Source organism: Pseudomonas sp. P8_229 (assembly GCF_034008635.1).
GTDB lineage: Bacteria > Pseudomonadota > Gammaproteobacteria > Pseudomonadales > Pseudomonadaceae > Aquipseudomonas.
The window spans coordinates 1267463-1288851 of record NZ_CP125378.1; the positions used below are offsets into that span (position 1 = coordinate 1267463).

19 protein-coding genes are annotated in these 21389 nt (G+C 59.8%); 7 read left to right on the plus strand and 12 right to left on the minus strand.

Features of this window, described 5'->3' with window-relative positions:
• Window positions 1-88 precede the first annotated feature (88 nt).
• Together QMK55_RS05665 and aceK are read right to left on the minus strand one after the other, a co-directional pair.
• Window positions 89-1231 (minus strand): IS481 family transposase, encoded by a 1143-nt coding sequence (locus QMK55_RS05665; protein ID WP_413787267.1) that lies wholly within the window; start codon window positions 1229-1231, stop codon window positions 89-91.
• A 258-nt stretch (window positions 1232-1489) separates the two neighbouring features.
• Entirely contained in the window at window positions 1490-3211 is a 1722-nt protein-coding gene (gene aceK, locus QMK55_RS05670; RefSeq protein WP_102358767.1) for a bifunctional isocitrate dehydrogenase kinase/phosphatase, read from the minus strand.
• A 219-nt stretch (window positions 3212-3430) separates the two neighbouring features.
• On the opposite strand from aceK, the gene QMK55_RS05675 reads away from it, so the two are divergent.
• Window positions 3431-4339 (plus strand): DMT family transporter, encoded by a 909-nt coding sequence (locus QMK55_RS05675; RefSeq protein WP_102358766.1) that lies wholly within the window; start codon window positions 3431-3433, stop codon window positions 4337-4339.
• Window positions 4340-4487: 148 nt separating this feature from the next.
• Here QMK55_RS05675 and QMK55_RS05680 read toward each other — a convergent pair whose 3' ends face one another.
• On the minus strand, window positions 4488-5354 hold the full coding sequence (locus QMK55_RS05680; protein WP_320328821.1) for a DMT family transporter: 867 nt from the start codon (window positions 5352-5354) through the stop codon (window positions 4488-4490).
• Between the two features lie 411 nt (window positions 5355-5765).
• Between QMK55_RS05680 and QMK55_RS05685 the strand changes: the two genes are divergently transcribed.
• Complete coding sequence (locus QMK55_RS05685) at window positions 5766-6173, plus strand: hypothetical protein (protein WP_320328822.1); 408 nt, start codon at window positions 5766-5768, stop codon at window positions 6171-6173.
• A 438-nt stretch (window positions 6174-6611) separates the two neighbouring features.
• Here the strand turns inward: QMK55_RS05685 and QMK55_RS05690 are convergent, their stop codons facing one another.
• A complete protein-coding gene (locus QMK55_RS05690) occupies window positions 6612-7550 on the minus strand; it encodes an aspartyl/asparaginyl beta-hydroxylase domain-containing protein (protein WP_102358764.1) in 939 nt (312 codons plus the stop codon).
• Window positions 7551-7734: 184 nt separating this feature from the next.
• Window positions 7735-8709, minus strand: a complete 975-nt coding sequence (gene cysK, locus QMK55_RS05695) for a cysteine synthase A (RefSeq protein WP_102358763.1) — start codon at window positions 8707-8709, stop codon at window positions 7735-7737.
• 127 nt (window positions 8710-8836) lie between these two features.
• Between cysK and QMK55_RS05700 the strand changes: the two genes are divergently transcribed.
• The 3 genes from QMK55_RS05700 (at window position 8837) to QMK55_RS05710 (ending at window position 12177) form a co-directional block, all read left to right on the plus strand.
• Window positions 8837-9913, plus strand: coding sequence for a DUF748 domain-containing protein (locus tag QMK55_RS05700; protein WP_320328823.1), 1077 nt, complete (start codon window positions 8837-8839; stop codon window positions 9911-9913).
• Window positions 9914-10140: 227 nt separating this feature from the next.
• Window positions 10141-10986, plus strand: coding sequence for an AAA family ATPase (locus tag QMK55_RS05705; RefSeq protein ID WP_102358761.1), 846 nt, complete (start codon window positions 10141-10143; stop codon window positions 10984-10986).
• A 12-nt stretch (window positions 10987-10998) separates the two neighbouring features.
• Window positions 10999-12177 (plus strand): vWA domain-containing protein, encoded by a 1179-nt coding sequence (locus tag QMK55_RS05710; RefSeq protein WP_064388394.1) that lies wholly within the window; start codon window positions 10999-11001, stop codon window positions 12175-12177.
• 92 nt (window positions 12178-12269) lie between these two features.
• Here the strand turns inward: QMK55_RS05710 and QMK55_RS05715 are convergent, their stop codons facing one another.
• From QMK55_RS05715 to QMK55_RS05730, 4 genes are all read right to left on the minus strand, one after another.
• Window positions 12270-13193, minus strand: a complete 924-nt coding sequence (locus QMK55_RS05715) for a biotin-dependent carboxyltransferase family protein (RefSeq protein ID WP_320328824.1) — start codon at window positions 13191-13193, stop codon at window positions 12270-12272.
• Window positions 13190-13894 carry a 5-oxoprolinase subunit PxpB gene (pxpB, locus tag QMK55_RS05720; protein ID WP_102358759.1) on the minus strand — a complete coding sequence of 235 codons (705 nt, stop codon included), beginning with the start codon at window positions 13892-13894 and terminating at the stop codon, window positions 13190-13192. The genes QMK55_RS05715 and pxpB overlap by 4 nt, the downstream gene beginning before the upstream one ends.
• On the minus strand, window positions 13891-14643 hold the full coding sequence (locus QMK55_RS05725) for a 5-oxoprolinase subunit PxpA (protein WP_102358758.1): 753 nt from the start codon (window positions 14641-14643) through the stop codon (window positions 13891-13893). The genes pxpB and QMK55_RS05725 overlap by 4 nt, the downstream gene beginning before the upstream one ends.
• A 78-nt stretch (window positions 14644-14721) precedes the next feature.
• Window positions 14722-16008: an MFS transporter gene (locus QMK55_RS05730; RefSeq protein ID WP_102358757.1), complete on the minus strand. Its 1287-nt coding sequence runs from the start codon at window positions 16006-16008 to the stop codon at window positions 14722-14724.
• A gap of 158 nt (window positions 16009-16166) precedes the next feature.
• Here QMK55_RS05730 and QMK55_RS05735 point away from each other — a divergent pair, with 158 nt between their 5' ends.
• Window positions 16167-17081 carry a LysR family transcriptional regulator gene (locus tag QMK55_RS05735; protein WP_102358756.1) on the plus strand — a complete coding sequence of 305 codons (915 nt, stop codon included), beginning with the start codon at window positions 16167-16169 and terminating at the stop codon, window positions 17079-17081.
• 146 nt (window positions 17082-17227) lie between these two features.
• Here the strand turns inward: QMK55_RS05735 and QMK55_RS05740 are convergent, their stop codons facing one another.
• From QMK55_RS05740 to QMK55_RS05750, 3 genes are read right to left on the minus strand one after another with little or no spacing between them, the layout of a single operon-like run.
• On the minus strand, window positions 17228-17770 hold the full coding sequence (locus tag QMK55_RS05740) for a DUF2937 family protein (protein ID WP_102358755.1): 543 nt from the start codon (window positions 17768-17770) through the stop codon (window positions 17228-17230).
• 14 nt (window positions 17771-17784) lie between these two features.
• Window positions 17785-18561, minus strand: a complete 777-nt coding sequence (locus QMK55_RS05745) for a class II glutamine amidotransferase (RefSeq protein WP_007969599.1) — start codon at window positions 18559-18561, stop codon at window positions 17785-17787.
• A gap of 16 nt (window positions 18562-18577) precedes the next feature.
• Window positions 18578-19075 carry an MFS transporter gene (locus tag QMK55_RS05750; protein ID WP_320328825.1) on the minus strand — a complete coding sequence of 166 codons (498 nt, stop codon included), beginning with the start codon at window positions 19073-19075 and terminating at the stop codon, window positions 18578-18580.
• Between the two features lie 225 nt (window positions 19076-19300).
• On the opposite strand from QMK55_RS05750, the gene QMK55_RS05755 reads away from it, so the two are divergent.
• Window positions 19301-21355, plus strand: coding sequence for a S9 family peptidase (locus tag QMK55_RS05755; protein ID WP_320328826.1), 2055 nt, complete (start codon window positions 19301-19303; stop codon window positions 21353-21355).
• Window positions 21356-21389: the final 34 nt, after the last annotated feature.

Here is a 21389-nt window from a genome sequence, read left to right on the forward strand (position 1 = left end):
TCTGGGGGATTGCTGCCCTCACCCTAGCCCTCTCCCTGTATGTACCGGAGACATGGTGGACACATGTTCGGAGACATGGTGGACGGTTTTAGATCTTCTTACCTGCCGTCACGATCTGCAAGTTCAAGTCGATTTGGGCGATACGATGTCTACTCCAGTAGACATCGTGGATGCCGTCCTCCGTCGTTTCCCGGATAACTACTGATCTTCCGTAAAAAGCCTTTCCGACTGTGTATTCACGATTCCCCCAGTAAATCTCGCCCTTCACCTGAACCTTCCTGACCACATCACCTTCGTCGTACTCCGGGGCCGCGGGTTGCTCCTGATATTCCCGTGGGCTGCTGCTGTAACGAGTGGCAGGAACCTGCATGTCCAACGCTTGATGCGGACGCTTCTGGTTGTAGATATCACGCCAAATATCAAATGCCCGTTGCGCGTCGTTGAGATCGATAAAATGCCGGTCTCGCAGGACTTCATTTTTCAGGCTGCGGTGGAAGCGTTCCAGCTTTCCTTGGGTTTGCGGATGATAAGGACGAGAGTGGCCGACCTTGATGCCTTGGCTCATCAGCCAGACCTCCAGCGCGGTATAAACGCCCGTCTGGTCACCCCAGGGCGAACCGTTGTCCATCGTCATGCGCAAAGGCAGGCCGTTACGCCGAAAGACCCGGATTAGATGCTCTTGGACGGTTTCACGTTGCTCATTGATGCATGCCGCGATGCACAGCGAAAACCGCGAATGATCGTCCAATATCGTCAACGGATGGCAACGCCCCTGAGCCAGGCTGATATGCCCCTTGAAGTCCATCTGCCAAAGATCGTTGGGCGCTTCATGTTCGAGTCGGATAAACGGTTTGATCTCAGCGGCCTTTGGGTCGACACGCGAATGACGCTGTAAAACCGCATGCACAGTACTGACGGAAGGCATCACTGCGCCTTCGTCTTCTAACACGCGCTTGAGCTTGCGAGCGCCCCAAGCCGCGTACTCCTGACTCACGGTCAGAATCTGCTGTTCAGTCTCGTCAGCGCAGCGTTTGGGGGACGTCTTTGGTCGTCGAGACTGATTGATCAATCCCTCTGCACCTGAGGTTTCAAACCTCTTGAGCCATTTGTAGGCGGTGCTTGGGCTGATGTTGAATCGACGGCAAAGCTGCCGAACATTGGCCCCTTCCTGCCGAGCCAAAAGTACGAATTCTGTACGAAGCTGCACGGTGGACACCTCTTCCCAAGACACAGGCCATCTCCTTCGCGATGAGCAATGTGTCTATTTAAAAGTGTCCACCATGTCTCCGAACACCTGTCCACCATGTGTCCGGTACATACACTCCCGGAGGGAGAGGGGACCGATTGGGGGATGCTGAAGATGTTCAGCGACCTGAAACCGCTTTACCGAATCCATAATCGCCAAGGTCTTCAGGTCGGCGTTTGACCCAAGACACCTCGGCCCCCTCTCCCTCTGGGAGAGGGCTGGGGTGAGGGGCTTTTAAAAGAGCTACTCGTTATCGAGACCTTTGCGTCGATACGGGAAAACATCAATGATTTTCCCCGCCCGAATCGCCTCCTGCAAACCCTTCCAGTAATCGGCGTTGTACAACTCGCCATGCAACTGATCGAACAGTTTGCGTTGCGCCGAATCAGCAAACAGGAACGGCGGAAACTCTTCGGGAAACACATCCAGTGGCCCGATCGAGTACCACGGCTCCGAGGCCATTTCGTCCTCCGGCGTACGCGGCGCGGGGATGTGGCGGAAGTTGGCTTCGGTCAGGAAACAGATCTCGTCGTAGTCATAGAACACCACCCGCCCGTGCCGAGTGACGCCGAAATTCTTCAGCAGCATGTCGCCGGGAAAGATGTTGGCCGCCGCCAGTTGTTTGATCGCCAGACCATAATCCTCCAGCGCCTCGCGCACCTGCGCATCATTGGCGTTTTCCAGATAGAGGTTGAGCGGGGTCATCCGCCGTTCGGTCCAGCAGTGGCGGATCAGCACTGTGTCGCCTTCGACCGAGACCGTCGACGGCGCGACCTCAAGCAGTTCTTCAAGGCACGCCGGATCGAATTTGCTCAGCGGAAAACGGAAATCGGCGAACTCCTGGGTATCGGCCATGCGCCCGACCCGGTCGACGCTTTTCACCAAACGGTACTTCTCGATGACCGTTGCCCGGTCGACGTTTTTCGACGGCGAGAAGCGGTCCTTGATGATCTTGAACACGGTATTGAAGCCCGGCAGGGTAAACACGCTCATGACCATGCCACGCACGCCGGGGGCCATGATGAACTGGTCGTCGGTGCTGGCCAGGTGATTGATCAGCGCCCGGTAGAACTCGGACTTGCCGTGCTTGTAGAAACCGATCGAGGTGTACAGCTCGGCGATGTGCTTGCCCGGCAGGATACGCCGCAGGAACCCGATGAATTCCGCTGGCACCGGCACATCGACCATGAAATACGAGCGGGTGAAGGAAAAGATGATCGACACATCGGCTTCATCGGTGATCAGCGCGTCGATCTGAATTCCGCGGCCCTCACGGTGCAGTAGTGGGATCACCAGCGGCCACTGCTCGTCGCGGGTGTAGATGCGCCCGACCAGATACGCGCCTTTGTTGCGGTACAGCACCGAGGAAAACAGCTCGACGGCCAGTTCCGGATCCTTGCACACCCAGTCCGGCAGGTTCTCGCGCAACTGCGCTTCGAGGCGCTGCAGGTCGCCGGGCAAATCGGCGTAGTCCTCGCTGAAGCGGTAGTCGGCAAAGATGCTCGCGAGCATCGACGACAGCTGGCCTTGCGGCTTGTAGGTGCGGGTTTGCGCAGCCCGGGCGCGGCGCAGGCTCGGACGGGTGGTGTGGATGAACATGCAACCGTCGCTGATCAGGTCATGGCTGAACAGCCCGCAGAAGATCGAGTTGTACCAGGTCTCGGACAGCTCATCATCAAAGCGCAGGTCGATCACGCTGATGTAGGCGCTTTTCACCAGCGGCCAACTACTGACATTCATCAGCGTCTCGTCGTCGAAGTGCTCGCGCAGCCGGGCGATGGTTTCGCCGACCTTTTCTTCGTAGAGATTGATCCGCGCGGCCGACGCGGTCTGCGTCTCCTGCCAGCGCGCCTGCTCGAAGCGTTCGCGCGCGCCATCGGTGATCCGCCGGAAATGCTCGCGGTAATCGTCAAAGCCATCGAGAATCATGCGGGCGATGTCGGTGGCTGGCCATTGCTGCGGCATAGATTGAGACCTCGGCGTGCAAGTGGAAATCTGTGCCTGAGCTTAGCCACGGAACAGGGCACAGGTGAAGTGCAATTTCTGCCAAAAGCCAAGCGCAGGCGTCCGTCGCGGGATTTTTCCCTGGGCAAAGCCGCGTGCGCAATTAAATGCCCGATTAGCGGTTGCCATCGACCGGGCGCTCGGCAACACTCTCGTCCCGATCAAGGAAGGAGTGCCATCGTGAGCGCTGTCGATATTTTCCGCATGCTGTCGCTGGCCGCCATCTGGGGCGCGAGCTTCCTGTTCATGCGCATTATTGCGCCGGTGATCGGCACGATTCCGACCGCATTCTTTCGCGTGTCGATTGCTGCCGTCGGTCTGCTGGTGATTCTCGGCCTGATGCGCATCAGCTGGGATTTCAAGGGCAAACTGAAAACCGTGATGCTGCTGGGCGTGATCAACTCGGGGATTCCGGCGACGCTGTATTCGGTGGCGGCGCAAGTGTTGCCGGCCGGTTATTCGGCGATCTTCAATGCCACCACGCCGTTGATGGGCGTGTTGATTGGCGGGCTGTTTTTCAGTGAAAAGCTCACTGTCGCCAAACTGGCGGGGGTGTTCCTCGGCTTGTTCGGTGTCGGTGTGCTGACGCGTGCAGGGCCGGTGGCCTTCGACATGCAATTGCTGATGGGCGCCCTCGCCTGCCTGCTTGCCACCACTTGTTATGGTTTCGCCGGATTTCTCACGCGACGCTGGCTGGATCATAGCGGTGGGCTCGACAGTCGCCTCTCGGCCGTGGGCAGCATGCTCGGCGCCTCGCTGTTTCTCTTGCCGTTGTTCGGCTACAGCGTGATCACCGCCCCCCCGGCAAGCTGGGGTGGGTGGAATGTCTGGCTGTCACTGCTGGGTCTGGGGCTGGGTTGCACGGCGTTCGCCTACATCATTTATTTCCGCCTGCTCAGCTCCATCGGCCCGGTCAAATCGATGACCGTGACCTTCATGATCCCGGCATTCGGCGTGTTGTGGGGAGCGTTGCTGCTGGATGAGCCGTTGTCGATGGCTCACCTGTATGGCGGGGTGTTGATTGCACTGGCGTTGTGGCTGGTGCTGAAGCCTGCGGTGGTGAAGCCTTCTGCCGCAACAGCCCGATGATTTTGCGGCGTTGATCAGTCCGTCTTCACGAGCAAGCCTGCTCCCACAGGGTGATGCGCCATTTTCAAATTGGCGCTGACCCTGTGGGAGCGGGCTTGCTCGCGAAGAGGCCGGACCAGACACTGGAAATGCCTGGCCCGACTTGCGCTTATCCAGCAGATTTACGGAACACAAACGCCAGACCGACAATGATCAACAGCATCCCCAGTACGCTCAACGCCGCCAGACGATTGCCGAAAATCAGATAGTCCATCACTGCCGTCACCGCCGGCACCAGATAGAACAAACTGGTGACATTCACCAGATTGCCCCGGGCGATCAGGCGATACAGCAACAGCGTCGCCAGCACCGACACCACCAGCCCCATCCACAAGACCGGCACGATGAAACCTGCGCCGTGTTCAAAGTGGAACGGCTGAAACGGCACGAAAATCCCGCACAACAACAGTCCGGCCAGGTACTGCACCGGCAGCGTGCCGAGGGGGTTATCGGTGATGCGTTTCTGCATGATCGAGCCCAGAGTCATGCTCGCCAGCGCCAGCAGGCCGAACAGCATACCCGCCCAGGACATCCCGGCCAGACCGATCCCCTGGTAAACCACCATGATCAGACCCGCCAGGCCCAGCGCCAGACCGAACATCCGGCTCGCCGAGCGCTGGCGCTCCATCAGTACCACGGTGAGGATCGGCTGCACGCCCATGATGGTCGCCATCACCCCCGGCGTAACTTTGGTGTTCAGCGCCAGCAGATAGAAAATCTGGTAGGCCCCCAACAGCACCACCCCGGTGGCGATCGCATACAGCATCGACCTGCCGCCCTTGGGCAACTTCAATTTGAGCAGGGGCGCCAACAGCAGCAGCCCGCAGAGGGCGATCACAAAACGAATCAGCAGAAAGGCAAAGGGCGACGCGTGGGCCAGGCCCCATTTGGAGAAGATCGCCCCACTGCTCCACAGCAGAACGAACAGGCTCGTGGACGTCGCCGCGAGCGCGGACTTTTTCGAAAGGACAAACATGAATACCACCTGTAGTCAGGCAAATAGCCAACTCAGCCGAGGCTGAAATTCAGTAGGTTTTTCTGGCGGGCGCAGGGGTTGGCAGAGAATGCCGATCAGCCCGAAACGCCAACGCCCGGCGGTGATACGACTGCGCACACCGGCGTGCTACTGACAGGTGGTGGGTAATGACTGATCTGCCTAGGCTGCTGATTCCCGCACGGCACGACGCCAGCGTTGACCGCTGAATCGACTACCGCGTTGATGAGGGATGCAGGCATTGAGGCTGATCTTTTTTGAGGGGCTGGAAAGTGAATCGCCTGATTCACCAGCGCCGACTATAACCAGCGCCCGACATGGATTGCAACGGTTTGTACAAAGGGCCAGCAGGGACAGGCCGAAGACAGGCGCATAGGCTGATGAGCAAAGGATATGCCCATTGATGGAGAGACAGGGAGTGCTCGAGATCACATGCCAAGGGAACGGACGAATTTGCGGTATCAGTTGTATCGGTCAGAGGCGAGGAAGCAGGCTGCCATCGTCATCCTCCATCTTCAGCGTCAGTTGGAACGTCACGGCTCTACCGCCGTCGATTTATCGAAAGTTCGTTTCGAGCCTATCGACCAGCAAGCACTGCAAGCATCAACGCTCTGGAGAGACCAGCACTTTTGCTGGAATGAGGTCATTGAGTGGAAGGGGCGGGAGCCGTTATCTCTGGACATCGCTATCTGGTTTGAAGAAGAGCTTTGCGGGCTGTGTTTCGCAAATCCAAATGCCAGCAAAAACAGAATACGAATCGTGCGTTTGGAGGGGCGCCCCTACGAATCCCATCCGTTATAAAAACGTATTGGGGCACTGGCGATGATTGTGATTGAACAATACGCCCAGCTCATTGGCAGCAAGGTTCTCGAAATTCAGGAACCTTTAAGGGGGGCAATTTCCCACTATCAGGAGCTAGGTTTCGGCTTCGACGCTGGAGGCCGCCTTGTCAAAACCTTGGAGAACCTAGTATCGTGAAAACTGTTCAATTAACGATCAACACTGGTGGAAAAATGAGCAAATCAACCAAGAAGCCTTCCGCCAGAAAAGACATACTTCCTCGCGGCAGAAAATCCGGCGAGGTAACGCTCACCACGAGTCAGAGGCGTCTGTTGCAGTTACTGATAACAGGCACTGAAAGCGAAGAGCCAAACGTACTCGCCGCTGGCCGACTGTAGACTTATCTGCATACAAAAAAACCGCTCACAAGGAGCGGTTTTTTAGTTATAGCGTCCAGCCTCAACCAAACAGCCAATACCCCAACAGCGTCAGCACCACCACTGCCAGAATTGGCCGCAGGATGCGGTAGGCCTTGGGATTGCGACGTTTCCACTGTTTGACCACGCCGCTGAACTTGTCACTGAAATTCTTGCTCCACGCATAGGCCTGGTTGATCCCGCCGACGCGCTCATCATCAAGGTTCTGCGGAGCGGTGGCACGGCCCAGCCAGGCACTGATGGCGCGGTTGATTCGGGTCATCAGGCGGTTGCGCAGCGGGCGTTCGACGTCGCAGAACAGGATGACGCGGGTCTGTTCGGTTTCGTTCTTGACCCAGTGCACGTAAGTCTCGTCGAACATCACGTCTTCACCGTCACGCCAGGCGTAGACCTGACCGTCAACGAAGATCCGGCAATCGTCGGAGTTAGGCGTCGACAGGCCCAGGTGATAACGCAGGGAACCGGCAAACGGATCGCGGTGCGGGTTCAGGTGGCTGCCACCCGGCAACAGCGCGAACATCGCGCCTTTGACGTTGGGAATCGCACTGACCAGCGCCACCGTTTTCGGGCACAGGGTTTCGGCCGACGGCAGCGGTTTGTCGTACCACTTGAGGTAGAAACGCTTCCAGCCCTTCTTGAAGAAGGAACCGAAACCGGCGTCATTGTTCTTCTCGGCGGCGCGGATGTAGCCCTCGTCGAACAAGTGCATGGCCTCGTCGCGAATGGTTTCCCAGTTGTCGCGCAGCACATCCAGTTCCGGAAACTTGCTGCGATCCAGATACGGTTTGGACGGCACACCGGAGAACAGGTACATCAGGGCGTTATACGGAGCGAACAGCGCCGAGTGGTTGACGAACTGACGCAGGACCGGCAAACGCGCCTTGCCGCGCAAATGCACATAGAGGATGCTGCCCACAAACAGCAGCAACACCAACACCTTGGCGGCTAACGAAAAGGTCATCAACGACTCCTTGAATAAAGACAACGCTGCGCAATGCCCTTTACCCGGCATGGCAGCCGGCCATGATAAACACTACCGGCCTCGGGAAAAACCCGCCCAACCCAAGATTCAGTGTTAAGAATTGCGCAATAAAGCATTTATTAGCATAACGATCCTGAACCCCGGCTGATCTGAATCAATTGGCTTACTGCTGATTCTCCTGTTCGGTGAACAGATCGCTGAACAGCATGCTCGACAGATAACGCTCGCCGGAGTCCGGCAGAATCACCACGATGGTCTTGCCCTGCATCTCCGGGGTCTCTGCCAGTCGCACCGCTACAGCCATTGCTGCGCCGCAAGAGATACCGCACAAGATCCCCTCTTCCTGCATCAATCGCAGCGCCATGGCCTTGGACTCGTCGTCGGTGACCTGCTCAACGCGGTCGACCATCGACAAATCGAGGTTCTTCGGCACGAAACCGGCGCCAATCCCCTGGATCTTGTGTGGGCTCGGCTTGATCTCTTCGCCCGCCAGCGCCTGGCTGATCACCGGCGAGGACACCGGCTCCACCGCCACCGACAGAATCGGTTTGCCCTGGGTATTCTTGATATACCGCGAAACGCCGGTGATGGTTCCGCCGGTGCCGACGCCAGCCACCAGTACATCCACGGCGCCATCGGTGTCGTTCCAGATTTCCGGACCGGTGGTTTTTTCGTGAATCGCCGGGTTGGCCGGGTTATCGAACTGCGATGGCATGAAGTAGTTGTCGGTATCGCTGGCAACGATTTCGGCAGCCTTCTCGATCGCGCCTTTCATGCCCTTGGCTGGTTCAGTCAGGACCAGTTCTGCACCCAGCGCCTTGAGCACCTTGCGCCGCTCGATACTCATCGAGGCCGGCATGGTCAACATCAACTTGTAGCCACGGGCCGCCGCGACAAAGGCCAGGCCGATGCCGGTATTGCCGGAGGTCGGCTCGACGATGGTCATGCCCGGCTTGAGTTTGCCGCTGCTTTCGGCATCCCAGATCATGTTCGCGCCGATCCGGCACTTGACCGAATAACCGGGGTTGCGCCCCTCGATCTTGGCCAGGATGGTCACGCCACGCGGCGCGATGCGGTTGATCTGCACCAACGGCGTGTTGCCGATGGAATGGGCGTTGTCAGCAAAAATACGGCTCATGGCTGGGTCCTTATGCAGCGTTGAATTCAGCCTTCCACGGTATGCCTGTTGCCTGACGCAGTCCAGTCAGGTCGAACGTCTGCGCCGCGCAACAGTCAATCGCTTACATCGTTCGGGAATTGCCGCCATGAAGCGTCGCTATAGCTGGCCATTAGGGATTTTTGCCGTCGTCGTTGTGGTGCTGGTCGCCCTGCACATCGCCCTGCCCTACGTGGTACGCGACTACCTGAACGACAAACTGGCGGACATGGGCGATTACCGGGGTCAGATCACCGACGTCGATCTGGCCTTGTGGCGCGGGGCCTACAAGATCAACGGGCTGAAAATCGTCAAGGTCGACGGCAAGGTGCCGGTGCCGTTCGTCAACGCACCGCTGATCGATCTGGCGGTCAGTTGGCACTCGCTGTGGTACGACCATGCCGTGGTGGCGCAGGTGAAGTTCTTCAATCCCGAGGTCAACTTCGTCGATGGCGGCCCCAACAAGCAGAACTCCCAGACCGGTAAAGGCACCGACTGGCGCGCGCAACTCAGTAAATTGCTGCCGATCACCCTCGACGAGGTGCAGATTCACGACGGCAAAATCAGCTTCCGCAACTTCAGCTCCAATCCACCGGTGAACATGAATGCCACCAAGGTCGAGGCCAGCATCTACAACTTGACCAACGTGGTCGACAAACAGGGCAAACGCGATGCCCGCTTCGAAGGCAAGGCCCTGCTCCTGGGGCATGCACCACTGGAAACCACCGCCACCTTCGACCCGCTGAGCAATTTCGAAGACTTCCAGTTCCGCCTGCGCGCCCGCGACATCGAACTCAAGAGCATGAACGACTTCGCCTCGGCCTACGGCAAGTTCGACTTCAATGCCGGCCACGGCGACGTGGTGATCGAAGCCCAGGCGAAAAAAGCCCAGGTCAACGGCTACATCAAGCCGCTGCTGCGTGACGTCGAAGTTTTCAACTGGCAGCAGGACGTGGAAAACAAGAACAAGAGCATCTTCCGCTCGGTCTGGGAGGCACTGGTGGGCGGCACCGAAAACGTGTTGAAGAACCAGGCGAAAAACCAGTTCGCCACCAAAGTCGAACTCAGCGGCAACGTGCACCAGCAAAATATCAGCGCGTTCGAAGCGTTTTTGCAGATTTTGCGCAATGGCTTCATCCAGGCCTTCAATGCGCGGTATGAGCGGCCGAAGCCAGATGCGGGCTAGTTTTTGACGTTTGGGCTGCTTCGCAGCCATCGGCGATGAATCCCCTCGCCACCAGGGCGATGTCTGGCCCCGGGCCGAAACCGAGTCAACATGTGACGCCCCATTCAGAGACTGAATAAGCCGTCTGCGTTCACAGTCGACCGGGCTGCGCGTTATAGTCGGGGCATCCGATTTTTTCGCCCCCGCCCTGCCCGTGCAGGTCGGCGTTACCGTTCGAGGATTAGCAGATGAAGTTCGAAGGCACCCAGGCCTACGTCGCCACCGATGACCTGAAGCTGGCGGTCAACGCCGCCATCACCCTGGAGCGGCCGCTGCTGGTCAAGGGCGAACCAGGCACCGGCAAGACCATGCTCGCCGAGCAACTGGCCGAATCGTTTGGCGCCAAGCTGATCACCTGGCACATCAAGTCCACCACCAAGGCTCACCAGGGTCTGTATGAGTACGATGCGGTCAGCCGTCTGCGCGACTCGCAACTGGGCAACGAAAAAGTCCACGACGTGCGCAACTACCTGAAGAAAGGCAAACTCTGGGAGGCTTTCGAGTCCGAAGAGCGGGTCATTCTGCTGATCGACGAGATCGACAAGGCCGACATCGAGTTCCCCAACGACCTGCTGCAAGAACTCGACAAGATGGAGTTCTACGTTTACGAGATCGACGAGACCATCAAGGCCAGGAAGCGCCCGATCATCATCATTACCTCCAACAACGAGAAAGAGCTGCCGGACGCCTTCCTGCGCCGCTGCTTCTTCCACTACATCGCCTTCCCGGACCGTACCACCCTGCAGAAAATCGTCGACGTGCACTACCCGGATATCAAGAAGGATCTGGTCAGCGAAGCGCTGGACGTGTTCTTCGACGTGCGCAAGGTGCCGGGCCTGAAGAAGAAGCCGTCGACCTCGGAACTGGTCGACTGGCTGAAGCTGCTGATGGCCGACAACATCGGCGAAGCGGTACTGCGCGAACGTGATCCGACTAAAGCCATTCCGCCACTGGCCGGCGCGCTGGTGAAGAACGAGCAAGACGTGCAATTGCTTGAGCGTCTGGCGTTCATGAGCCGTCGCGGCACCCGCTAAGAGGCTGCTGCCATGTTGCTCAACCTGTTCAATGAAATGCGTGCAGCCAAGGTGCCGGTGTCGGTACGCGAGCTGCTCGACCTGATCAACGCGCTGAAACAGCGCGTGACCTTCGCCGACATGGACGAGTTCTACTACTTGTCGCGGGCGATTCTGGTGAAGGACGAACGCCATTTCGACAAGTTCGACCGCGCGTTCGGCGCCTACTTCAATGGCCTGGAAAAACTCGACGACCACCTGCAGGCGCTGATTCCCGAAGACTGGTTGCGCAAGGAGTTCGAGCGTTCGCTGACCGATGAGGAACGCGCGCAGATCCAGTCCCTCGGTGGCCTGGACAAGCTGATCGAAGAGTTCAAGAAGCGTCTGGAAGAACAGAAGGAACGCCACGCCGGCGGCAACAAATGGATCGGCACCGGCGGCACCAGCCCGTTCGGCTCTGGCGGTTTCAACCCGGAAGGCATTCGGGTCGGCGATGCCGGCAAGCGTCAGGGAAAAGCAGTCAAGGTCTGGGATCAGCGCGAGTACAAGAACCTCGACGACTCGGTGGAACTGGGTACGCGCAACATCAAGGTCGCTCTGCGTCGTCTGCGCAAATTCGCCCGTCAGGGTGCGGCGGAAGAGCTGGACATCGACGGCACCATCGACCACACCGCGAAGGACGCCGGCCTGCTGAACATCCAGATGCGTCCCGAGCGACGCAACACGGTGAAGCTGTTGCTGCTGTTCGACATCGGCGGCTCGATGGACGCGCACGTGAAGATCTGCGAGGAGCTGTTCTCGGCCTGCAAGACCGAGTTCAAGCATCTGGAGTATTTCTACTTCCACAACTTCGTTTATGAATCGGTGTGGAAGAACAACATGCGCCGCACCTCCGAGCGCACCTCGACCCAGGATTTGCTGCACAAGTACGGCGCCGACTACAAAGTGATCTTCATCGGCGACGCCGCCATGGCGCCCTACGAAATCACCCAGGCCGGCGGCAGCGTCGAGCACTGGAACGAAGAGCCGGGTTATGTGTGGATGCAGCGCTTCATGGAGAAGTACAAGAAGCTTATCTGGATCAATCCATATCCGAAGGACACGTGGGGCTATACCTCGTCGACCAATATCGTGCGGGATTTGATCGAGGATCAGATGTATCCGTTGACGTTGCGTGGACTTGAGGAAGGGATGCGGTTTTTGTCCAAATAATTTTCGCTCTCCGAACGGACGCCATCGCGAGCAGGCTCACTCCCACATTTGGAATGCATTCCCCTGTGGGAGCGGGCTTGCTCGCGAAGCTTTCAGTTATCTCTGAAACGCCGCAAATACTCGACATGCTCGCGGTGCGCGACGTCCTGCACCACCGGCCGCAACCGCACCTGCGCCCCCGGCAGACACTGCGCCAGCCGCGCCAGCGCCAATGGCGTCAATGCCCCCAACCGCGGATAGCCGCCAATGGTCTGCCGATCATTGAGCAGCACAATCGGCTGCCCGTCCGGCGGCACCTGCACCGCGCCCAAGGGAATGCCCTCGGAAATCATCGGCCGGCCCTGATACTGCAACGCCTTGCCCAACAGCCGAATGCCCATGCGATCGGCGCGACTGTCGAGCGTCCACGGACTGTTGAACACATCGAACAGGCTCTGCCCGCTGAACTGGCCGATCTGCGCGCCAAGCACCAGATCCAGCGGCGTATTGAGTTTCAGATCCGGTCGCAGCGCTACCGGCACTTCACGCACCTGCAGCGTTTCGCCGCGATAGCTCAGCGTCGCCCCTTTGGTCAGCGGCAATCCCAGACCATCAAGTCCACCGAGTTCTTCGCGCACCACCGTGGCGCTGCTGCCCAGCACCTGCGGCGCGTCGAAACCACCGGGGGCCGCCAGATAAGCGCGGGCACCGAGCCGTGGTTGGGGGAACTGCAACGTCTGCCCTTTACGCAGTTTGAAACTGCGCCACGACGCCAGCGCCTGCCCATCGATCTGCGCGCCAAGATCGGCGCCGGCCAGCGCCAGCACGCAATCCTGCTGCGCAACCACGGCAAACCCGCCGAGGGTGATTTCGATTACCGGCACATCCAGGCCGTTACCCAACAACCAGTTGGCCCAACTCATCGAACTCCAGTCCGCCGCGCCGCCCTGGGTCACGCCCAAATGGCGCACACCAAAGCGTCCGGCGTCCTGCAACAAACACAACGGTGTACTTGCCTCAATCGTCAGTCGGCTCATGCCTGCGCCTCCAGCGGCGTATCGTCGCCGCCCAGACGGATGAATTCGGCGTGACTGACCGCTTCGAAGCGCACCGTGTCGCCGGGTTGCATCAGGCTGTAGCCGTCACGATGGCGGTCGAACAGTTTCGCTGGCGTGCGGCCGATCAGGTTCCAGCCGCCGGGCGATACCACCGGGTAAGCGGCGGTCTGCCGTTCGGCGATGCCGACACTGCCGGCTGCAACTTTCTTGCGCGGGGTGTTCAAGCGTGGTGCCGCCAGAATCTCTTCGACCAGGCCCATGAAGGCAAAGCCCGGCGCAAAGCCGAGAGCGAACACCTGATATTCGCGGCCACTGTGGCGACTAATCACCTCCTCCACTGCCAGCCCACTGCGCTCAGCCAGCAAGCTCAATTCCGGCCCGACACTGAGGTCATACCAGACCGGCAACACGTGACATTGGCCGCTGCTTCGCACATTTGGCGACAAATCAATCAGCGCCTCAGCAATCAATTCCCGCGCCTGATTCGGGTTCAAAACCGTCAAATCGTAATGCACCATCAGCGTGGTGTAGGACGGCACCAGATCAATCAACTGCGCGCCGAACGCCGCCCGCAAACGCTCACTGGCGGCGAGCATCCACGGCATGTTGGCTTCAGCGATTTCATCGAACAGGCGCAGCATCAGGCAGTCCAGGGCTACCACTTCAATCCGTGGGTTCATGGCGCACTCTGCTGATTCAGGGCCTCACGAATGCGTTGCACGGCGGCCACCGAACTGGCGTTGTCGCCATGCACACACAAGGTGTTGGCCTGCAGATGCAACGCGCTGCCGTCGCTGGCAACGAGGTCACCGCCACGGGCGATGGTCAGGGCCTGTTCGATGATTTTTTCCGGATCGTGGAGCACCGCGCCCGGCAGTTGCCGCGAAACCAGTTTGCCGGCGCTGTCGTAGGCGCGGTCGGCGAAGGCTTCGAACCACAGGGTCACGCCGTATTCGTCACCGAGTTGTTGCGCCGCCGAGTTGTCGCGGGTGGCCATCAGCATCAGCGGCAAACTGCGATCGTAAGCGGCGACGGCCTGAATCACCGCACGCAATTGCGCCGGATTGGCCATCATGTCGTTGTACATCGCGCCGTGGGGTTTGACGTAGCTGACTCGCCCACCCTGTGCCCGGCAAATGCCGTCGAGCGCGCCAATCTGGTAATGCAGGATGTCTTGCAGCTCCTGCGCGGAATACGCCATGGAACGACGGCCGAAACCGACCAGATCCTGATAGGCAGGGTGCGCACCGATCTGCACGCCATGGCTCAGGGCCAGGCTGACGGTTTTGCGCATGATGCCTGGGTCGCCGGCGTGGAACCCGCAGGCGACGTTGGCGCAGTCGATGAAGGGCATGACCTCGGCGTCCAGACCCAGGGTCCAGCTGCCGAAACTCTCGCCAATGTCGCAATTCAATAACAGGCGGCTCACGGTAAACACTCCTGTAGCTTCTTGTCTTTCTATCCGTAGGACAAATGCCCGTTGGGCACTGCCCCCGCAGGTTATCAGTTACTGCGCATCCAGTTGCTTGCCGCGGGTTTCCGGCAGGCTCAATGCCGCGATAATCACCACCCCGTACGACACCGCCGCGAACGCACCGATGCCCACGCTCAACGGCACTGTCTGGCTGAGCAGACCGATCAGCAGTGGAAACAACGCCGCCAGCGCCCGGCCGATGTTGTAGCAGAAGCCCTGCCCCGAACCGCGAATCCGCGTCGGAAACAGCTCGGTGAGAAATGCGCCCATGCCGCTGAAAATCCCCGAGGCGAAGAAGCCCAGCGGAAAGCCCAGCCACAGCATCACGCCATTACTGACCGGCATCTGCGTGTACAACAACACGATGGTGAACGAGCCAACCGCGAACAGGATGAAATTCTTTTTACGCCCCAACAGGTCAGTGAGATAAGCGCTGATCACGTAGCCGACGTAGGAACCGACAATCACCATCGCCAGATAACCGCCGGTGCCGAGCACACTCAAACCACGTTCGTTCTTGAGGAAGGTCGGCAGCCACGAAGTGATCGCGTAATACCCGCCCAATGCGCCGGTGGTCAGCAAGGAGGCGCGGAGCGTGGTGAAAAGCATGCCAGGGGCGAAGATCTCGTAGAACTTTGCCGGGTTTTCCGGAGTTTGCGCGGCCTTGGCTTCGCGGTAGATCTCGGGGTCTTTCACCAGACGACGGACGAAGATCACGAAGATCGCCGGAACGATGCCGAGGATGAACAGCGCACGCCACGCGTCTTCCGGCGGCAGTACCGAGAACAGCAGCGCATACAGAATCGCCGTCAGCCCCCAGCCCAGGGCCCAGCCGGATTGCACCATGCCCACCGCTTTGCCGCGATCCTTGGCGCGGATCACTTCACCGATCAGCACCGCGCCGGCGGTCCATTCGCCGCCGAAGCCGAAGCCCATCAGGGTGCGGGCGATCAACAGTTGTTCGTAGCTCTGGGCGAAACCGCAGAGGAACGTGAAGAAGGCAAACCACAGCACCGTCAGTTGCAGCGTGCGTACGCGGCCGATGCGGTCGGAGAGAATCCCCGCCACCCAGCCGCCGATGGCCGAGGCGATCAGGGTGCTGGTGTGAATCAGCCCTGCTTGCCCGGTGGTGATGCCCCACATGGCAATCAGGGTCGGCACCACGAAACTGAGCATCTGCGTGTCCATGCCGTCCAGGCCATAGCCGATCTTGCAGCTCCAGAAGGTGCGACGCTCTTGCTGATTGATGTTGCGATACCAGTCGAACGGGCCGGGACGGGCCGTATTCTTGGGGAGGTCGAGGGTGTCGGGCGCACGCATGGCAAGTCTCCGCAGGCTTTTATTGGTCTTGTTCGAAGTTCCGACGACGCCTATCGTGGGAACCGGATGCGCCGATTTTTGGGCGCGTCGCCCTGCTGCGTCCAACGAATAAAAACCCGCCTTAGGCATAAGAAAAATTTGTCACCCGAGCCGTTGCCATGAACCTGAAGTTTCTCGAGACCTTTGTCTGGGTCGCCCGGCTGAAGAGTTTTCGCCTGACCGCCGACAAGCTGTTCACCACCCAGGCGTCGATTTCCAGCCGCATCGCAGTGCTCGAAGGCGAGCTGGGGGTGAAGCTGTTTCTGCGTGATTCACGCGGCGTCAGCCTGACGCCCGAAGGCTTGAAAGTGCTGGATTACGCCGAGCAGATGCTCGACACCATGCAGGCGCTCAAGCAATCGATCGAGACCCGTTCGAGCAAGGTCGGCCGGGTGCGCATCGGCGTGATGGACACGGTGATTCACACCTGGCTCAGCCCGTTGGTGGCGCAGATGACCGACCTGTACCCGCGAGTGGAAATCGAGCTGGTGGCGGATACTTCGCTCAACCTCTGCGATCAGTTGCAAAAAGGCTTTCTCGATCTGATTCTGCAAACCGACCTGGTGCGCCACGAAAGTGTGCGCAGCCTGGAACTGGCCAGCCATCCGCTGGGCTGGATCGTCGCAAGCAACTCGATCTACAACCGCAACTACGCCGACCTCGGCGAGCTGGCGCAGGAACGGATCATCACCTACTCGAAAAACTCCCGACCGCATCAGGACCTGCTCGCACTGATGCAAGCCAACGGCGTGCCGGCGCCACGTCTGAACTGCGTGAACTCGGTGTCGGCGATTACCCGGTTGTTGCGTGACGGTTTTGGTATTGGCGTGCTGCCACCGGTGCTGGTGGCCGAGGAACTGGCGCGGGGTGAACTAACCCTGCTCGACATCGACCAACGCCCGCCGAATCTGCAGGTGGTGGTGTCGTGGCGGGTTGGCGTGGAGTGGGTCGAGGAGATGGTGACGTTGTGTCAGCAGGTGCTGGAGGGATATGCGCGCAAGGTCGGTGAAAAGTACATCACCCTCACTCCGTAATCACACCTGTGGTGAGGGGATTTATCCCCGATGGGCTGCGCAGCAGTCCTGAAACCTGAGCAAGCAGGTTTATCTGACACACCGTTGAGGGCCGCTTCGCGCCCCATCGGGGATAAATCCCCTCGCCACAGAGAGCTTTGCAAGCTTTAGAGGCCGCGCACGTCGCGGTCTTCAATCGGCCGGCTCTGACGCAAACGTCGGCCGCCCAGCACCACCCAGTCAATCAGACGAATCAGGCACTCGATGCCGAACGACAGCAGCAACGCGCCACTCATGCCCCAGATCATCGCTTCCGGGGTCAGCAGGATCTGGTAGCTGTAGCCGTTCCAGGTTTCCTTGCGAATGTCCGGATCAGCGGCCAGCACCACTTGCAGGAAGCGGATGTACCACGGGCCCTGCATGGCCTGGAACTGTTTATCCAATGCGATCTGGCGGTTGAGCAAGGTGCTCAGGCTGTCAGCATCGCTGCGAAACACCGGGTCGTCGCTGGCGCGGTAATGCGCGACCAGTGCCTGCAAGTCGCCCTTGAAGAACTGCTCGGCAGTGCCCTGGAAGCCACGCAGACCGTTCTGCGCTTCGATCAAGTGGGCTTCGACGCGTTTGGCGTAATCGTTGATGAAACCCGGCACCTGGACACCGATCAACAGGCCCGCCGCAAACAACACCAGCCGTAGATAACTGAGCAACATCGAGGAGAGATCCTTTATTCGGTCGTGCCCTGGCTGACGCATTCGCCGCGCCGCCACAGACTCCATTGGCCCGGTTGGTAACGGGTCCAGGTTTCATTTTCGGTCAAAGGCTCGGTGGCGATCACCGTGACCACGTCGTTGGGTGTGGTTTCTGCCTGGAAATCGACGATCACATCGACATCCTTGAGCCGCGCCGGGCCGAACGGTGCGCGCCGGGTGATCTGTGCCAGTTTGGTCGAGCAATAGCAGAACAGCCAGTCGCCATCGCTGAGCAGGCAGTTGAATACGCCTTTGCTGCGATATTCGGCGCAGGCGGCGACCAGATCCGGCAGCAGCACTTCTATATCGACCGGTTCCGGGAATGCTGCACGCACGCGGTTGAGCAAATCGCAGAACGCCGCTTCGCTGTCGGTGTCCCCCACCGGGCGGTAGAAACTCTTGATCGGGGTGAAGTCGGCGAGCTGGCCGTTGTGCGCGAAACACCAGTTGCGCCCCCACAGTTCGCGCACGAACGGGTGGGTGTTGGACAGACAAACCTTGCCGACGTTGGCCTGGCGGATGTGGCCGATGACCACTTCGCTCTTGATCGGATAACGCTGCACCAGATTGGCGACTTCCGACTCGCTGCTGGCGGCCGGGTCCTGAAACAGGCGCAAGCCGCGGCCCTCATAGAAGGCGATGCCCCAGCCGTCGCGGTGCGGGCCGGTACGCCCGCCGCGCTGCATCAGGCCGGTGAAGCTGAACACGATATCGGTCGGCACGTTGGCACTCATGCCCAGTAATTCACACATGTGCGGACTCTCGGGATTACAGACGCGGCTCGACGCGCATGCGCTGCGGATTGTTCGGCACCGGCGGACGACCGTAGCGGTCATCGCCGGCAGCACCGAACGGCTGATCGTCGTCGCGATCATCAGCACGCGCCGAGGCTTTGGCGGCTTCAGCCTGCTCGCGACGGCCGCGGGAGGCGCGTTCGATCGGGAAGCGGATCAACACGAAGATCAGGTAGATGCCGAAAGCGATCATGCCGTACATGAACAGGTCGGAAATCGCCCGCCAGGCGTTGTTGCCGACCTTGAAGGCCAGATCCAGCGCGGTGATGGCGATCGACGGCGCGACCTTGGCCTTCACCGGGTCAATGATGGTCGGGCTGAACAGCAACACTGCCATCAGCAACCGCAGCGGCTCGCGCAGCCAGCGCCACATCCAGCGGGTCAGGCGCATCCATACCAACAGGCAGCCCACAGCGGCAAAGGCGTAGAGGCCCCAGGCGATCAGATAGTCGTTCTCGGTCATGGTGTCCATGGCAAGGCAGGCAAAGAGGCGCTTATAGTAACGACTTTTCGCCCGCCAGGCTTGTCCCAATAGACACACGACCTGTGGGAGCGAGCCTGCTCGCGAATACGGAGTGTCAGTTAAAACATTGTTGTCTGACCCACCGCTTTCGCGAGCAGGCTCGCTCCCACAGGTGCTGCGGCGGTTTCACGATCCGCGAAAACCTTTATTCCGAACATTGTCCGAGAGCCTTCCATGCCCCAATCCGCCCACGTCAGCAGCGCCCCGATCGCCCACAAGGCTGCCGGTGCCGACCCGTATGCCTGGTTGCAGGAGCGCGACACCGACGCGGTGCTCGACTACCTCAAGGCCGAAAACGCTTATCAGGAAGCGCAAACCGCTGATCAGGCCACCCTGCGCGAAAGCCTGTTCGAAGAGATCAAGGGCCGGATCCTCGAAACCGACCTGTCCCTGCCCTCGCCGTGGGGCCCGTACCTGTATTACACGCGCACCACCGCTGGCGACGAATACGCCCGCCATTACCGCTGCCCGCGTCCCGCCGACGACAACCTGACCCTCGACGAAAGCCGCGAACAATTGCTGCTCGACCCGAACGTGCTGGCCAATGGCGGCTTTTTCTCCCTCGGCGCGTTCAGCATCAGCCCCGACCATCAGCGTCTGGCCTACAGCGTCGACGCTTCGGGCGACGAGATCTACACGCTGTTCGTCAAGGAACTGGCCAACGACAAGGTCAGCGAACTGGAGTTCGAGGACTGCGACGGCAGCATGACCTGGGCCAACGACAGTCTGACCCTGTTTTTCAGCGTGCTCGACGACACCCACCGTCCGTACAAACTGTTTCGCTATCGCCTCGATGGCACGGCGGCCGAAGAGGTGTTCCTCGAGCCGGACGGGCGTTTCTTCCTGCATTGCTACCGCGCAAGCTCCGAGCAGCAATTGCTGCTGACCCTGGGCAGCAAGACCACCAGTGAAGTCTGGGCGCTGGATGCCCATCAGCCGCACCTGCCCTTCACCTGCCTGGCGCCACGGGTCGAGGATCACGAATACGACGTCGACCACGGCATGCTCGATGGCGCGTGGACGTGGTTCATCCGCACCAACCGCGACGGCATCAACTTCGCCCTGTATCAGGCGCCGGACACCGGTGTCGCGCCAAGCGAAGCCGACTGGCAGAACCTGATCCCGCACAGCGACACCGTGATGCTCGACGGCGTGACCCTCAACGCCGAGGCCATGACCCTGAGCCTGCGCGAAGGCGGTTTGCCGGTCATCGAAGTCCACCCGCAGGGCCTGACGCCGTATCGCGTGCAACTGCCGGACGCGGCCTACAGCCTCTACGTGCAAAACAGCCTGGAGTTCGAGAGCGATCGCATCCGCCTGCGCTATGAGGCGTTGAACCGTCCGGCACAGGTACGCCAGTTGATGCTGGCCACCGGCGAGCAAACCGTCCTCAAAGAGACCCCGGTGCTTGGCCCGTTCGACGCCGACACCTACATCAGCCAACGCCTGTGGGCCACCGCGCCGGACGGCACGCAGGTGCCGATCAGTCTGGTGATGAAACGCGAAATGGTCGGCAAAGCGGTGCCGCTGTACCTGTACGGTTATGGCGCTTACGGCTCCAGCCTCGACCCGTGGTTCTCCCATGCACGCCTGAGTCTGCTGGATCGCGGCATGGCCTTCGCCATTGCTCATGTGCGGGGCGGCGGCGAGCTGGGCGAAGCCTGGTATCGCGCCGGCAAGCAGGAACACAAGCACAACACCTTCAGCGACTTCATTGCCTGCGCCGAATTCCTGATCCTCAACGGCATCACCACCGCCGAGAAACTGGCGATCAGCGGCGGCAGTGCCGGTGGTCTGCTGATCGGTGCAGTGCTCAATCAGCGCCCGGACCTGTTCGGCGTGGCGATTGCCGAAGTGCCGTTCGTCGACGTGCTCAACACCATGCTCGACCCGGAGCTGCCGCTGACCGTCACCGAATACGATGAATGGGGCAATCCCGAAGAGCCAGACGTCTACGAACGGATCAAGGCCTATGCGCCGTACGAAAACGTCACCGCGCAGGCCTATCCGGCGACGCTGGTGATCGCCGGCTACAACGACAGCCGCGTGCAGTACTGGGAAGCGGCCAAGTGGGTGGCGAAACTGCGTGCGACCAAAACCGACGATAACCTGCTGCTGCTAAAGACCGAACTGGGTGCCGGACACGGCGGAATGAGCGGGCGTTATCAGGGATTACGTGACGTAGCGCTCGAATATGCATTTGTGTTCAAGGTTTTGGGGCTGGCCTGAGGAACTCCGTCGGTCACTTGGGTCTTAATTCCAG